The following is a 15,951-nucleotide window of genomic DNA, read 5'->3' on the forward strand; positions in this document are numbered from 1 at the left end:
CCAGCCTTTGAAGGCTCTATCTTATATGCTTTCATATTCGTCCTGATGATCAAGGATATACCTTATGACATCATCAGCTGTCATATCGTCAACGATCTCGCTAAGCCACTTGGTCACAGCAACTTCGCCTTCATAATAGCATTCTTCCCATTCATCAGCATATGCACAGTGGACCGTATCTCCTATTACGCCAGCATGTCCTAGGGATATTACTATGTCTTTTTCTCCATCAAAGGTAACATCTATGTACTCAGCTTCAAAATCGCAGGCATTGTACACATATCTGTCGCTGTCCATGGAATCTGATTTGGAAGGATAGCCAACATCGAAGGATACCTCTTTGCCATCATCGTCTACAAAAAAATGTCTCAAAAAAGGACAGGGTCCCAGAATATATTTACCCGGGACCCTGCTGCTATCTTTATAGCAAAACTTCTGACTCGAGCATTTCCCCAAATGCTCATCCCCTCTTTTTCCATACCAACGGATGTAACCTAATTCGTCTGACATTACTTAAGGTAGTAAGTCTGTCAGTTTTCGGAGCAGCCTCTTATGAAGGCTACTCCTATGAACCGCTAATAATAAATTTCTTGGGTGATTTACTATTACGTTTCACTTACTTGCAGCAGGCACAAAGCTATAATGTCATTACTTTTCGGTCCATCCAAGTGCCGACTGCACGTTCACTATACAATGAAAAAAATAGCCTGTCTCAATTTTCCGACAGAATGCACATTTCATCCGACGAAATGCATTTGGGGAGTAATAAATCAAAAAAGAGCCAGCCTTCGTGATATGATTAAAAAACAGAAGAATCCATCATAATGATTGATAAATATGATTGATTATCCATCATTTTGATGGTATTATTCCAATAGGAGGTGTTTTATGAAGAGAGAATATATTACTCCTACCAATTTAGCCCCGGAAGAATTTAAAGATATCAGACTCAAACTATCTATGACCCAGGCAGAGTTTGCTTCTTTTTTGGGATGCTCCAGACCTACCATCGAAAGGTGGGAGGAAGGAAAGTCTAAAATCTCAGGTCCGGTGATAACATTACTGGAGCTTATTAAAAGAGATCTTACAATTCCGAAGAAACTGGAAATTCCAGAGGATAGGTTGAAACTGCGCCTGTATTACATGTACAGATCAACGGTTTGCACTATCATCGACATTGATGAAACTAACCGTAAAGTAAAAATAAAAAATTACATTGATAATCCGCAGATGCGAGCGTTTGGAGTAAATACCGAGCCGAATTTTGAGGAATATGAGGAATTCATTGAATCCAGGTGTTTTCCAAGGAGCAGAGACAAAATGAAACTAGAACTAAAGCGCTTGGATATCCCATTTTATGATCCTATTTTAATCATCGAAAAGACAGAAGGCCGGATGGCGGAGGATGAGTTTTGGATAAAGATAGACAGGTAAATAACTCAGTGGAATTATTTGAATATAATCTGCAAGATGATGGCAGAAATTCATCCAAAGGAAATCAATTAAAATGGAAAAATAATGGCATCTGGTATAAAGCAGATTATCTTGGATATGAAGGTCTCGTTGAATATGTTGTGTCAAACTTATTGATAAAATCAACATTAAAGCCTGATGAATACGTTATCTATGAACCTATAAACATAAAATATAAATCGATAGCATATACCGGATGTAAAAGCAAGGACTTTACAAATGGTTGTCAGATCACCACATTAGAAAGGCTTTTCAAAAACCAATTTGGCGATGGACTGAATAAAGGAATTTATTCAATTGCTGATCACAAAAATAGACTTGAATTCATAGTAGACCAAGTTGAAAGGGTTACCGGAATCAAAGACTTTGGTATATATATGAATAAATTACTGACTATAGATGCCCTGTTTCTGAACGAAGACAGGCATACGCATAATATCTCAGTTATGATAAGGGATGGGAGATATAGTTTGTGCCCTATATATGACAATGGAGCATCGCTATTATCTGATATAAAAATGGATTATCCTCTTAACACAGACATATATGATGAGATAAAAAATGTTAAGCCCAAAACTTTTTCTGATAGTTTTGATGAGCAATTAGAATTGTCCGAAACTCTATACGGCAATAATCTGTATTTTAATTTTACTGATAAAGATATTGATAATATCCTTATCAAAGCAGATATATACTCTGACGATATCAAGAAAAGAGTTAAGGATATTATCATAGAGCAAAAGAGAAAATATTCATATCTATTTAAAAAATAGAAAATCCATCAAAATGATGAATAAAGTAACAATTTATATCATCATTTTGATGGAATACGCGATTGATTATAATTTTTTCAAGTCACTCAGATATATCTCCCAGACTTCTTCTGTCATTGAATACAGATCGGATCTTACCCTGTTAACTACATGTTCTGTAGACAAAACAAACAGGGTCCCAGATGTGTCTACCCGGGACCCTGTTGCTATCTTTATAGCATAACTTCTGACTCGAGCATTTCCCCAAATGCTCATCCCCTCTTTTTTCCATACCTAAGGATGTAAAAAAATCATCTGACATTACTTAAGGTAGCAAGTCTGCACGTTTTCAGTCCTTCTAAGTGCCGACTGCACATTCACTATACAATGAAAAAAATAGCTTGTCTCAATTTTCCGACAGAATACACATTTCATCCGACGAACTGCATTTATAATTCCACTTCTAGCATTTTTTCTATAAATCAAACCAGTAAAAAATACAATAAATATATATAATCATTGCTTTATGCCCGAATTGTTGCTAAATTTGAGATAGTATTTGTTTTACTTAACCCATAAATATTTTTGATTGTTCTGAAAGGAGCGCATTATGAAGATTGCAATGGCCAATGATCATGCAGGAACAAGGCTCAAGAATGAGATCAAAGCTTATCTGGAAAAAGAAGGATATGAAGTAGTGGATTTTGGAACCTATGATGAGGAGTCCTGCGATCTTTCGGATTTCGTATATCCGGCTGCTCTTGCAGTTGCCAAGGGCGAGTGCGACAAAGGGATATTTGTAGATGGCGTGGGTTACGGATCAGCGCTTATTGCCAATAAGATAAATGGCATCTATGCAGCTGTCTGTCAGGATACCTTCTGCGCTCAGCTATCACGCTGGCATACTGATTCCAACGTACTGTGTCTTGGAGCTAAGATAATCGGTGAGATGATCGCCATGGAGATCGTCAAGGCATGGCTTAACACAGATCCTCTTACTGAGGAAAAATACCGCCGCAGAGTCCTGAAGGTCAAAGAGATCAACGATAAACACTGCGTACCGGTCAAATGATCAGAAATCATTATCATATACCTCGGATGTCGCGAGCACAGCAAATGGCTTATGGTTCAAATTGATGGTGTTTGTGTCATCAATTTGGATTTGAAAATGGAACACTTTCAATCTTTTACTTAAAAAAATCAATTATCTGAAAGGCACACACATGCGATACTTATTTGACGGAGGCTGGAGGTTCTTAGAGACAGGCCTTGACGTACACTACGATGACTTACTAAGGAGAAAGGATGAATTCGAAGGCTCTTTTAACAAGGTTGAGATCCCCCATGACTTCCTGATCCATGACTCGGATAACTTATATAAAGATGCTACAGGATGGTATAGCAAGGATTTCGAATACAGTCCGGGTTCCGGTCATAGATGCTTTATTACTTTCGAAGGTGTCTATATGGACTGCACTATCTATGTTAATGACAAGTGCGCCTTTGAATGGAAATATGGCTATTCATCTTTTTCCTTCGAGATGACAGATTATCTGCATCAGGGTATCAACAATATCTCCGTATTTATAAGGCATCAGAGTCCTAATACCAGATGGTACTCGGGAGCCGGTATATACAGAGATGTGTGGCTTACGATAACTGATAGTACATACCTTGCAATTGATGGAGTCTACCTGTCTACGCGCCCTAAGGGGGATGACTATATCCTTAGGGTAGAAGCAGAAGTCTGCGGAGATATGGCAGGTGAAGCAGGTATTAGTGCTAGTATTAGTCGTACTAGTACCGGTATCAGCGCTTGTGAGAATATTGCCTATGAACAACTGCCTGTTACAGACCATCCCGGACCTGCAAAGGTTTCTGCACCTGCCTGCGATTACAAGGATCTTGAGTCAGGTCAGGTCAGATACAGATATATTCAGGAATACCTTGTGAAGTCCCCTCTAAAGTGGGATCCTTCTAATCCTAACCTTTACAATATTACAGTCACTCTCACTGCAGGTGGAAGAGCAGTAGATGAGTATAGGACAAGGCTTGGTTTTAAGCATGTAGTACTAGACCCTGACAAGGGATTTATCATTAATGGTCAGAATATTAAGCTAAACGGAGTCTGTGAACATCATGATCTTGGCGCTCTTGGAAGTGCTTTTAACAAAGCTGCCATGAAGAGGAAGTTTCTCACTCTTAAATCCATGGGCGTCAATGCCATAAGAGGAACCCACAACATGGTAGCTCCGGGCGTACTTGACCTTATGGATGAGATGGGTTTTATCTTCATATCCGAAGCCTTCGATATGTGGAGGAAGCCTAAGACTACCTATGACTACGCCAGATTTTTTGACTCATGGCATGAAAGAGATGTGGCAAGCTGGGTTAGAAGGGACCGAAACCATGTGTGTGTATCCTTCTGGAGTATAGGGAATGAGATCTACGACACCCATGCAGATGAGGACGGACAGCGGATCACCAAAGAGCTGTCAGACCTTGTGCGACAATACGACTATAACGGCAATGCAAGGCCTACTATAGGCTCTAACTACATGCCCTGGGAGAATGCCAGAAAGTGCGCCGATATACTTAAAGTTGCCGGCTACAACTACGCAGAGAAGTATTATGAAGAGCATCACAAAGAGCACCCTGACTGGATCATCTATGGAAGCGAGACATCCTCTATAGTTCAAAGTAGAGGTATCTACCACTTCCCGGCATCTGCCAGTGTATTGTCAGATGATGATGAGCAGTGTTCAAGCCTTGGTAACAGCCAGACAAGCTGGGGTGCAAAGAGCATAGAGAACTGCATACGAGTTGACAGAGATACTCCATTCTCTATGGGTCAGTTCTTATGGACAGGATTCGACTATATCGGAGAGCCTACGCCTTATCATACCAAGAACTCCTATTTCGGGCAGATAGATACGGCAGGCTTCCCAAAGGATGCATATTATGAATGGAAGGCAGCCTGGACTGATCATAAGAAGGCGCCAATGATTCATATATGCCCCTCATTCTGGGACTTCAATGAAGGTCAGACCATAGACCTTAAGATAGTAACCAATGCACCAAGGGCGCAGCTGTTTATAAATGGAAAAGACAAAGGATGCTGCGATTTCTCTAATAAGCCGGGATCCGGCAGCAAGATAGAATGGAACCTTCAGGTACCATATTCTAAGGGATATGTAGAAGCAAGAGCTTATGATGAGGATGGAAGAGTAGTAGCAACTGATGTTATAAGAAGCTTTACAGATCCTGTTAAACTGGTCCTTCGTAACGCCCTTGATGAGTATACCAATACAAAGGATTGTAAGAACTTTGGATCTGAGTCTACTTATAGTAATTATAATGATTCAGTAGATATGGATACCAATAATAATAGTATCTATTCAAATGACATACTATGTTCTAATACCAGAGACCTTGCCTTCATAGAGATATCTGCTCTTGATACAGATGGAACCGAAGTTTCTAATGCACAAAACAGAGTATCTGTAACTGTCACAGGCCCCGGCCGCCTTGTAGGTCTTGATAATGGTGACAGCTCAGATCTGGATAGCTATAAAGCTACAAGCAGAAGGCTCTTTGGTGGTAAGCTCCTTGCGATCATTCAGGCAACTGATGCAGAAGGCGAGATAGTAGTAACTGCTACAAGTAACGGACTTGAAAGCGCCACATACACTCTTAAGAGCATTAAAAATAAGTCTGACGCAACCAACTATATCGTAAGAGGTGAATCACATGAGCCATCTGATGATATCAGGTTATTAGATCCTAAAGATACGGCTCATAACGAAGTCCACTGTTACGAACCTTTAGAAGTTATAGATATCTGTCATAATGATGCCAATAGGCTTGGATCACAAGATGAGATCCCTATCAGGAAGATAGAGCTTGTAAACGAAAGCGGAAACAGCGTATTAACCAAAGGCTGTAATGAAGTAAGAGTATCTGCCAAGGTCTATCCGGCCAATGCAACCTACAAGGATATCACCTTCCAGGTTGTCACAGAGTTTGGTGTTAAGTCCAATATCGCTGACTTTCGTGCAGAAGGCAATACTGCCATGATCACTGCCAAGGGCGATGGAAGATTCTATCTTAGAGCCTTGTCCTGTAACGGAGGAGATAAGCCAAGGATCATCTCCTATATGGACTTTGAAGTTCAGGGTATGGGCGCAGCATTCTTCGATCCGTACAGCTTCGTAGCAGGAAGCCTCTACTCAGGATATGAAGGAGAAGTTGGCAATGGCAATGACAAAGGAGTAGCAACCGCAAGAGGCCAAAGGACACTTGTAACCTACGACAGACTGGATTTTGGCAGAGATACCTCTGACGAGATCACTATACCTGTTTTCTCACTGGACGGAGGTGCTAACAGGATCAGGATCCTGTCGGGAGATGAAGTGATCCTTGATAAGATCTATGACAAGCCGCCTATCTGGAATGTATATCAGGAAGTTACCTGGAAGCTTGATAAGCCGCTAACCGGCGTATGTGATCTTAGCTTCGAAACCTGGGACAAGCTCCACCTTAAGGGATTTGTATTTAAGAGAAATAGAAGAGCCTATGCCGAAAGCCTTGCCGTAGATGCAGATGAGATCTATGGCGATACCTACACCATCAAAGACGGCATGGTATCAGGCATTGGCAATAACGTATCCCTTGTTTATAAAGACATGAATTTTGGAGATGAGAAGCCATCGCATGTCACTATAAGCGGAAGAGCAGTAGGAGAGAAGAACACCATACACATACTCTTCGATACAGATAAGGGCAGTGTCAGAGAGATACTGGAAGTGGAAGCTACAGATGATATCACTGATCACACCTTTGATATCAGTAACATTGAAGGAAGCGGAACTATAACCTTCGTATTCCTCCCCGGCAGTAACTTCGACATGAAGAGCTTTAGATTCAGTAAGTAAAAAAGATCGCATGGATCCATTTTGGAAAATCCATGCGATCTTTTATTATATCTATTATTTCATACCGCTTGAGTCATATTTAATGGTTAGCCCACCAGATCATAAGTTTTATATTCCTTAAGCTTTATTTATTAACCTTAAGCTTCTTTACACGAAGGATATAATAAGCTGCGCCTGCGCCGCCTGATACCACTACGAATCCACCTGCAACTGCTGCCCAGATGAAGAATGCAGAAGGATCCTTGTCAGGATCGACCAAAGGCTTGATCTCATCATTTAACGCAATCTCATCATCTTCGATCAGTTTCTTGGCATTACGTGATACAAGAACATTGTTGTAATCACGCTCAGACTGATTGCCTGCAACATCGGTTGCCAGTATCATAACGTTCTGATAAGCATCCATTTCAGGAAGATTAACAGTTAGTGTACCTCCGGCAGCTTCGATATCTTCTGCTGTATAAGATACCAGCTCTGTAAGCTCATTCTGACCTGTATATACCACAAGACTTTCAAATCCCATGTTATCAGTAACATTTATGATGAAGTCGTGCCCCTCTTCCTCATAAACACCTTTTTCCTTGATCTCAGAAGTTACAATAGAAGGAGCTGTACCATCAACAGCGAACTCGATCTCCTTGCCTTCTGAACGGTTGTCCTGAGTATTGGTCGCTCTGTCTCTGGAGTATACCATTACAGAGTAGTTGCCGTCCTTATTGAAATTGTCGGCATTGACAGTATATGTCATGGACTTCCATGACTTGTCATCGCCCTGAACAGATACTGTATAATCTCTGCCCTCTTTAAGAACCTCACTGTCGCCGTCTCTGTCAACAGATACCTCTTTATAAGTAAGACTGTCAACATTGATCTCAGTGATAGTAACATCTTCAGGCTCATTGGTATAATATCTGTCTGTCAGCTCCTTGGTGCTGTCTCCTACGACGTATACAGAACCGAATCTGTTTACAGAGAATACCAGTTCATCCTCTGTCACATTGCCGGCCATATCTGTAATGCTGACTCTAAGAGTATACAGATCGTCCGTCTCCTTGGTATGAGCGAAGTCGCTATATGATACAGTCACAGTATCTACAACTTGTGTCGTCTTAGATTCAGGAGTTACCTCGCCGTGATTGGCTCCTGTCATAGTAACACTAGAGTTCTCAAAATCAATGTTAAGATCCTTGTATATAAGGACCGGAGCCACCTGACCATTGTTGGCAGAGTAGTTCTCAACTCCGCTGAATGTAATATCAGGAGCTGTCATATCTATAACGAATATATCACTTGTATATACTTCTGACTCATTACCCGCAAGGTCTGTTACCTTAATAGTATATCCATATCTACCATCTGCATTAAAAGACATCGTAGTAGTATATGTACCTACATCAGCATTACCACTAAATGCTGCTGCCTTAGGAAGCGCAGCCATAGGCTCTGCATCATCTGATGCCTGCGAGTTTATAACAACAAGACTATTGTCAAAAGACTTCTCATCAACCTTAACAGTTGCTGTCCTCTTAGCATTGTAATAGAATCCGTTCCTTACATCGTTGTTATCATAACTAACTGTAACAACAGGAGCTGTCATGTCTATGATAAAAAGACTTATAGTCTGAGTCTCAGACTCATTGCCAGCCTTGTCAGTTGTCTTGAAGGTGAAGTCATACCTTCCGTCAAGATTGAATGTAACCGTCTTACTATATGTCTGATCGGATACACCTGCCCAATCGCTCTGAGAAGGAGCATTGTCAGGAGCATTTATAACAAGCTCAGACTTACTGCTGTCAAAAGTATAATCCTTAACAGTGATAGTAGCAGTTCTTGAAGCGTTGTAATAGATCTCGTTCTGTGGTGAATTATTATCAAAAGTAATAGTAACAACAGGAACTGTACGGTCTATAGTGAATCCTGCGCCTGTATAAGTATCAGATACATTCTGTGCTCTATCTGTTGCCTTGGCGCTTAGAGCATACTCACCATCATCTGTAAGCTCTACCTTGGCAGTCCATGTATATGATCCCTCGTTGTAAGTCCACTCTGATACAGGAATATTGACACTAGTGCCATCAGCCTTGGTACCTGTAATAACAGCTTCTATGCCCTCCTGAAGCAGGTGTTTGTCTTCAATCACAAGAGTTACAACTACACTGTCTTTGTAATAGCTTGTATCCTTGCCTGCAGGAGTTACTGTCTCTCCACCTGATGTATATGTGACTGTGATAACAGGAGCTATACTATCTATTACAAAATACGGACTATCTACAGTATCAGCTGTATTGCCGCTCATATCTGTAGCATCTGCTGCAAAGAAATAGTCTCCGTCACCTACTGTACTAAATGTATATTCAGTCTGTGCTCCAAGTTCAGTACTTGTACTTTCAGGAATAGATAGTTCTGCTTTCATAAGACCTGACTTCTCTGAAAGCTTTACTTCCTTGATATATCTCTCTGTTACTAAGAGCTTACCTGTAACATCATGATTGTAGAAATATGTTGTTGATGCAAGATCTGTAGGATATCCTTCGGAAAGTCCCTCTCCGTTAAGATCTGTAAATTCGATAACAGGGCTTACGCTATCAATAACATAGCTTACCGGCTCTACTTTGCCTTCATAGATAAGAGTCTCATTGCCTGCAAGATCATAAAGTCTTACATCACCTATATATACAGGGCCCTGGCCTTCACTAACACCGGGAAGTTCGATCCTGATATCACCGCACTCGTCGATTTCCAGATCCTCTATCTCTATCTCATGATACTCACCCTTGCCGGATGTAGGATAATCATCATTGTAAAGGACATATGAAAGCTTAACAATTCCGGATGCAGGAACATCATCTTCCGTCTCCTTAGTATCACTTCCGGATATAAGCGGATCATAGCTCTTAGAAGTATCAACTGTAAGAGTCAGATCATTCTTTGAATATACAATTCTCTCTTCGCCCTGACCAAGGTTATAGGTTCCTGATACGCCATTACCATCTTCAGTATAGGTAACAGCAATATCCTGGGCTACAGGGCTTGTGCTATCAAGCTTTACGTACAAATATCCTTTTTTATTGAAGCTTCTGACTGCACTATTTATAAAACAATCTCCGCTTGATTCAAGCTTATAGACTACATATTGATCCTTGTCATCAGGAAGATCGAAAGTTACTTCAAATCTAGACTTTGGGAAACTCCAGCTGATATTCATCTTGCCTTCAACAGCTTCAGCACCCTCTATCTTGTTGCCATACTCATCAACAGGAACCAACGATATCTTGACATCGTCAGTATCAGTGAATATAGAGATATATGATCTAAACGATACCTTCAATGATATATCTGCATTATCTTCACCCTGAAGAGAGATCCAGTCATTGTCTTCTTCTGCAGATGATGTGTTATTACCTGCTGTAAGTATCCTGTTTAGATCCGTAATACAGTTTGTATAATGGCTATCTTCTCTACCATCATTATACTGATCACCTTCTATAGATATCTTGGAAAAAATATTGTTCTCATTTTTGGCATCTGCAGCATCACTAGAATCATATACTGTAGAATTCTTATTGCCATCTACTGCAGTTATTGACTCTACCTGATAGGCAGCTACATCCTGCGGGAATGTATATGTATAAGTTCCATCCCCATGTCCGCTCATAGTAGCAGTTGTAGTATGTCCGGTCTCAATATTTGTATACTTGATAGTAACTTTTTTGATACCGGTAACTTCTTCCCCGTCATCCAGTAGAGAAGCTGATCCTGCCGTTCCGGAAACTGGTGACTCATTTTCACCGGATCCCGAATCAGGATTTGGATTCGGATCTTTGACATCTACATTAATGGTAACTGCCTTGCTGGATCTAAGAACATTATCAGATTCCCATCTATGGTCATCATCTTCAAAAGTAATACAACCATTGGATATAACAGGGGCATGTTCGTCAGGTAGTAGCAATGAAGTTGTGAAATTCCTTGATGTTCTCAACTTAGACTCACGTATAGAATCATCTGCACTATCAGAACTTCCCTCTGTAGCTGCATCTGATGAACCCTCACTTGAAGCATCTGATGAGCCTTCCTGCGCAGAATCATCTGATGTATCATCTTCATCCTCTTCAATAGAAGCTGCAGATGCAGCATCTGCTAATTCATCACTTGCTTCTGATGATCCTCCAATCGTAGCGTCGTCACCTTCGCTGTCATCGTCCACAGAATATCCTGCCGAGCTATCTGAACTACCTGCTGTTGCCTGATCTTCTGTCTGTTCAGAACCTGATCCGTTTCCACTTTCAGCCAAGGTCTGAATACCGCTCATGCCAATAAACAAAAAGCATGCTGTCAGAAGCGATGTAACTCTTATAAACAAGTTACCTTTCTTACTACTAAACACCTTGTGTCCCTCCTTGAATAACCTCTTCTATAAGCATCCGTTCTTACACCTATAAGTTGTAACCCCTACGTGTTTTTGACACAAAAAAAGCTGCAAAGAATAATCTTTGCAGCTAAACCATCTTGCATTATATTTGTAATACCCGTTACTAATGTGGATCTATCCCAAATCCTAAAAAACTTTGATTACTTACCAAGATTTACAGCTTTGCGTCCGCCCGTCACCGGAAAGCGTTTGCCTATAAATTGCTTATTAAAATACTTTAAATATGATATATTGTTGATACTTTTTCGTCAATACCTTTATGGAAACTATCGTTTATTCGTTTATCTTTTCTTGCTTCAAACTCACATTCATAATTACCCATATTTGTTTTACTTTTCATTTTTTCGGGACATTGAGATTTTGTATCCTTATCGTTTTTCCGTTTTATTTAAATATACTGCCATTTATTTATCCTCCATTTACAATATCCCCTGCTGACGAATGTCATTCGTCGGATCACTCATCAAAAAAATCCAAAAACTTACAATCCCTTGTAGAATCAGGGATTAGCAGTATTTTCACGCGACAAAATAATTCGCTTTATAGTGTCTTTGTAATCGTTATAACGCTAGTGATGTCGTTCGTCGTGTAAATCTTACGTTCTGTCAGAATCTGTTGAATATCCGTTTTGGCCCGTTTATAATGGGGAAACATTACAAAACAGAAGCAATCCATTCCCTTATTTCTCTTACCCAGACGCTACATAAAAATGGTTTGATTTCATAAAGAATGTATTACTTCAGATATCCAATATCTACTGATCCTATATTCAGGAAGGAATATTATGAACAAGCACTTTTATAAAAAGTATTTGGCTGGTGTCATCACCACCTTAGCATTAACCACACTGGCAAGTGTGCCAGTGCATGTATCCAATGCTCAATCCTTAAATACAGCTGACACCTCTGATATATCAGAAGAAAGTCAGGCTCCTATTGCAAATTCATCTATAGCTGAATCTAATTCCGATGACAACGAAGCAGCTACGCAAGATACTTCCGCTGAGCAGTCTCTTACATCTACTGGTGCCACATCATCAGATGCATCCGAAGATTCCAGTGACGATGCTGATACAGGGAGTAGTATAGAAGACTCTGAAGAAGACCTCTTAGCTCCAATGACACAGAATGTATCTGATGCAACCAAGGGAATTGTACAAGTTAACAGCATCTATACAGATGATTCCGGCAAGGAATACATCATCCTAGGATGCACGGGATTCCTCATCGGTAATACAGACGACGGCGAATATGTCATCACTACCAATAGTGTTGTAGCGCCAACAAAGCCTACACGAGATGATGCATTTGCAACTATTGGAGTAGATGAAGAAGAGGACGAATGGGACAAGATAGATCTAAAAGCTCAGGTAGTAGTAGAAGGCGATGTCACGATAGAGGCAACAGTAGTCACCAGAAGTCCGGAACTTAATATAGCAGTATTAAAGCTATCTCAGCCCCTATACAACAGGACACCACTTACCATACTAACATCAGATGACATCACAAGTGCCAAGCCCTATAAAGCAACAGAAGCAGTATATGCTCTTGGCTTCCCCTTTGCCGTAAGATATGACCGCAACACTGTAATGTACGATCAGGATGATGTAACCATGTCATCAGGAAGTATTGCCAACAACAAAACCTATAAAGATATACAGGTAATAGAACACGACTGTCTTATAACCGGCAATAACTGTGGTGGTCCTCTTCTTAACGAGAACGGCTATGTAATAGGCATAAATGAACAGAAGAAGGACGGAAGATATTACTGCTCGGTTGATAGTTCAGAACTGGTAAGGATACTGGATGCACTTGGCATCAAATATAGCAAGCTCACAACAACTGATCTTATAGAACAGGAAGAAGCAATGACAGCTGCACTTGAAGAAGCAGCAGCTGAAGAGAAAGCAAAGGCTGATGCTGAAGCATCCAGACTTGCTGCAGAAAAACAAAATCACACACAGGAAGTTGTAGTAAACAATGAGATCCCTAAATGGATATATATAGTTCTGATCGCACTTGGGATAGGCTTCCTGATAGTCGTAGTCGTCATGGTGATAATGATCATTACGAGGCATAAAGAAAAAAGTCCCGGACAGCCCAGGAAAAAGAAATCTAAAAAATCAGCAGATAAGATTCCTGATGGAGCAGGAAGATATGATAACCTCCCTGAGAAAAAGAAAGCAGTGATCCCTGAAGCCGATCAGATAGTAAAAGGATCTTCCGGTGCTCAATCTCAAGGCATGACAGGCTCCTCAGACACATCAATCCTTGGAGGCGGTGACAGTGGTGCCACAGTAGTACTTGGAAGCGCAACACCGCAAAGTAAGCGTATGACCTATTATGGCAATCTCTTAAGACGCAAGAACGGGGAGAACCATGTAATAGATAAGACCAAATATACGATCGGTAAAGACAGTCTGCATGTAGATCTGTGTATCAAGGATAACTGTGCAATAAGCAGACAGCATGCAGTAGTGGAAGCCAAAGACGGCGCCATGTACATAACTGACCTTGGCTCTACCAACGGAACATTCCTGAATGGAAAGCGCCTTGCACAGGGTCAGGCCAATGAGCTCCATTATGGAGATACGATCCTTATAGCAGATGAGGAATTTGGCTATCGAAGATAAAGATATAACTGCCAATGATTAAGGCATTTATATAAAAGATATATAGCAATAGTGGCATAGTCATAAAGTGCATATATCAAAAACAATAAAACAAAAGTTTATAGGAGGAACAAAAACAATGGCAGAAACAACCGGATTCGTTGGAATGGACGTCACAGACGTTGACACTCAAGTAACACTTCTTGGTACAGTTGCAGACAATATGGATGAACTTGTAACAAGTGTAGCAGGACTTCAGGCTCCGCTCGAAGAGAACTGGAAAGGTATAGAAGCAACAGCAGCTACAGATTACCTCAATACCCTTGCTACAAAGATGGCAGATATGTCAGAGAACCTCAGAGCAATTGCTTCATGGGTTACAACAACCAAAGAAGGCTACGAAGAAGTTGCCGCGCAGGGTGCACAGGCATACGGCGGCGAAGCTTAACAGCTGTAACACCCGTCAAAGTTATGCAGATCAAATTATAAGATAAAGGAGAAAACAATTATGGGTTATTCAGATGGCACAATTTCTGCTCAGACAGAAGAGGTTTCCAGCACAGGAAGTCAGTTATCAACATTTGCAGAGAATCTGCAGGGATATATAGACACTGCCAAGTCAGTAGTAGATACAATCGTTGAAGATACAGAAGGTGCAGCAAAAACTACACTTGATGAGACATTCTACGATCTCTACAACGATCTTGCCAAGTATGTAACAGATCTTGAAACACTCGGAAGCAATGTCCAGACATCCGCAAGTAACATGGAGATGATTGACAGCACTGCATCCGGAGCACTTACATATCAATAAAAACATCATGGAACTTGCGCTATAGCAAGATCTATAATGCAAAGGCTACCCGAGTCCGGTGTCACAGCCGGTTTCGGGACTATTACAAAAATCAATTTGGATAAATTATGAAAAAAGAGGAGGAAGGTATGTCAAGAAGTAAAGCAGCTATAGAGGCGGACATCAAAAGTTGTAGTGATAAGATAGCGGAGTTAGAGGCAGTGTTGGAGCTCCTTACAGAATATCAGACCAGACTCTCAGAGGACCATACTGATTATACAGATAATGTAAAGACACCTGTTGATGAATATGACTTTGCAGAAAATGATGACTGGCTTGGTAAAAATGAAGGCGCCGCAGAAACTATCAGAGAGACACTTAGCCTGTGCATGACAAGTTATGATAACGATATCACAAAGCTTGAAGGCCAGATAGCAGAGGCTATCGAGATTATCAATACCATGATAGAAGAAGAGAATGAAAGACTTGCACAATTGCGGGAAGAACTGGACAATTGGACAGAAAATCCAGGTACATCAGAAGGAACAGAGTGAAAAAAATAATGATACTAGGAGGATATAAGTAATGCCGGAAGGAACAGATCCAATAAAGATAGACGTAGACACATACGAAACAGTCGTAAGTGGTATAGAAGAGCAAGGCAAAGAGATCATAGATGAGACAGCAGATACAGAAGAACCTGATGCATATGCTGCGGGTAATAGCGTAGTACCGGATTACCAGGCATATGATGAAAGGATCATAGCTGTGCTCAAAGACCTTGAGACAGAAGTAGCACAGCTGACATCACTTATGACTGATATTAAGGATGAATATTTAGAGACAGATGCAGACGCCGATAAAGAGCTTACGCAAGCACACGATGATCTGACATCCGGCTCAGCATCAGACGGAGAATGATCATATCTGAATATATCTGAATAAAAGGATAT

The 15,951-nt window shown here is 40.7% G+C and carries 11 protein-coding genes; 9 read left to right on the forward strand and 2 right to left on the reverse strand.

The features are described from left to right. Window positions 1-21 precede the first annotated feature (21 nt). Complete coding sequence (locus I7804_RS02855) at window positions 22-372, reverse strand: hypothetical protein (protein ID WP_248404827.1); 351 nt, start codon at window positions 370-372, stop codon at window positions 22-24. A 516-nt stretch (window positions 373-888) separates the two neighbouring features. Here I7804_RS02855 and I7804_RS02860 point away from each other — a divergent pair. The 4 genes from I7804_RS02860 to I7804_RS02875 all read left to right on the forward strand — a co-directional run bounded on the left by I7804_RS02860 (window position 889) and on the right by I7804_RS02875 (window position 7,159). After that, a complete protein-coding gene (locus tag I7804_RS02860; protein ID WP_022755991.1) occupies window positions 889-1,434 on the forward strand; it encodes a helix-turn-helix domain-containing protein in 546 nt (181 codons plus the stop codon). After that, complete coding sequence (locus I7804_RS02865) at window positions 1,413-2,246, forward strand: hypothetical protein (RefSeq protein WP_248404829.1); 834 nt, start codon at window positions 1,413-1,415, stop codon at window positions 2,244-2,246. Before I7804_RS02860 ends, I7804_RS02865 begins: the two co-directional genes overlap by 22 nt. A gap of 589 nt (window positions 2,247-2,835) precedes the next feature. Beyond that, complete coding sequence (locus I7804_RS02870) at window positions 2,836-3,297, forward strand: RpiB/LacA/LacB family sugar-phosphate isomerase (protein ID WP_022756020.1); 462 nt, start codon at window positions 2,836-2,838, stop codon at window positions 3,295-3,297. Between the two features lie 151 nt (window positions 3,298-3,448). Then, window positions 3,449-7,159 carry a glycoside hydrolase family 2 TIM barrel-domain containing protein gene (locus tag I7804_RS02875; protein ID WP_248404830.1) on the forward strand — a complete coding sequence of 1,237 codons (3,711 nt, stop codon included), beginning with the start codon at window positions 3,449-3,451 and terminating at the stop codon, window positions 7,157-7,159. Between the two features lie 124 nt (window positions 7,160-7,283). On the opposite strand, the gene I7804_RS02880 is transcribed toward I7804_RS02875, so the two are convergent. Beyond that, window positions 7,284-11,546, reverse strand: a complete 4,263-nt coding sequence (locus tag I7804_RS02880) for an Ig-like domain repeat protein (RefSeq protein ID WP_248404831.1) — start codon at window positions 11,544-11,546, stop codon at window positions 7,284-7,286. Between the two features lie 829 nt (window positions 11,547-12,375). Here I7804_RS02880 and I7804_RS02885 point away from each other — a divergent pair. The 5 genes from I7804_RS02885 to I7804_RS02905 all read left to right on the forward strand — a co-directional run bounded on the left by I7804_RS02885 (window position 12,376) and on the right by I7804_RS02905 (window position 15,919). Next, the gene (locus tag I7804_RS02885; RefSeq protein ID WP_248404832.1) at window positions 12,376-14,226 is read left to right on the forward strand and encodes a trypsin-like peptidase domain-containing protein; all 1,851 of its coding nucleotides are present in this window, start codon (window positions 12,376-12,378) and stop codon (window positions 14,224-14,226) included. Window positions 14,227-14,344: 118 nt separating this feature from the next. Beyond that, a complete protein-coding gene (locus I7804_RS02890; protein ID WP_110074563.1) occupies window positions 14,345-14,653 on the forward strand; it encodes a WXG100 family type VII secretion target in 309 nt (102 codons plus the stop codon). 60 nt (window positions 14,654-14,713) lie between these two features. After that, window positions 14,714-15,019, forward strand: a complete 306-nt coding sequence (locus tag I7804_RS02895; protein WP_110074562.1) for a WXG100 family type VII secretion target — start codon at window positions 14,714-14,716, stop codon at window positions 15,017-15,019. A 128-nt stretch (window positions 15,020-15,147) separates the two neighbouring features. After that, window positions 15,148-15,552, forward strand: a complete 405-nt coding sequence (locus tag I7804_RS02900) for a hypothetical protein (RefSeq protein ID WP_248404833.1) — start codon at window positions 15,148-15,150, stop codon at window positions 15,550-15,552. A 31-nt stretch (window positions 15,553-15,583) separates the two neighbouring features. Further along, window positions 15,584-15,919: a hypothetical protein gene (locus tag I7804_RS02905; RefSeq protein ID WP_110074560.1), complete on the forward strand. Its 336-nt coding sequence runs from the start codon at window positions 15,584-15,586 to the stop codon at window positions 15,917-15,919. Window positions 15,920-15,951: the final 32 nt, after the last annotated feature.

Source organism: Butyrivibrio fibrisolvens, from assembly GCF_023206215.1.
Taxonomy (GTDB): Bacteria; Bacillota; Clostridia; order Lachnospirales; family Lachnospiraceae; genus Butyrivibrio; species Butyrivibrio fibrisolvens_C.

Coding starts and splice junctions, on each gene's coding strand:
- I7804_RS02860 (WP_022755991.1), top strand. CDS start 889: ATGAAGAGAGAATATATTACTCCTACCAATTTAGCCCCGGAAGAATTT.
- I7804_RS02890 (WP_110074563.1), top strand. CDS start 14,345: ATGGCAGAAACAACCGGATTCGTTGGAATGGACGTCACAGACGTTGAC.
- I7804_RS02900 (WP_248404833.1), top strand. CDS start 15,148: ATGTCAAGAAGTAAAGCAGCTATAGAGGCGGACATCAAAAGTTGTAGT.
- I7804_RS02905 (WP_110074560.1), top strand. CDS start 15,584: ATGCCGGAAGGAACAGATCCAATAAAGATAGACGTAGACACATACGAA.
- I7804_RS02875 (WP_248404830.1), top strand. CDS start 3,449: ATGCGATACTTATTTGACGGAGGCTGGAGGTTCTTAGAGACAGGCCTT.
- I7804_RS02870 (WP_022756020.1), top strand. CDS start 2,836: ATGAAGATTGCAATGGCCAATGATCATGCAGGAACAAGGCTCAAGAAT.
- I7804_RS02885 (WP_248404832.1), top strand. CDS start 12,376: ATGAACAAGCACTTTTATAAAAAGTATTTGGCTGGTGTCATCACCACC.
- I7804_RS02895 (WP_110074562.1), top strand. CDS start 14,714: ATGGGTTATTCAGATGGCACAATTTCTGCTCAGACAGAAGAGGTTTCC.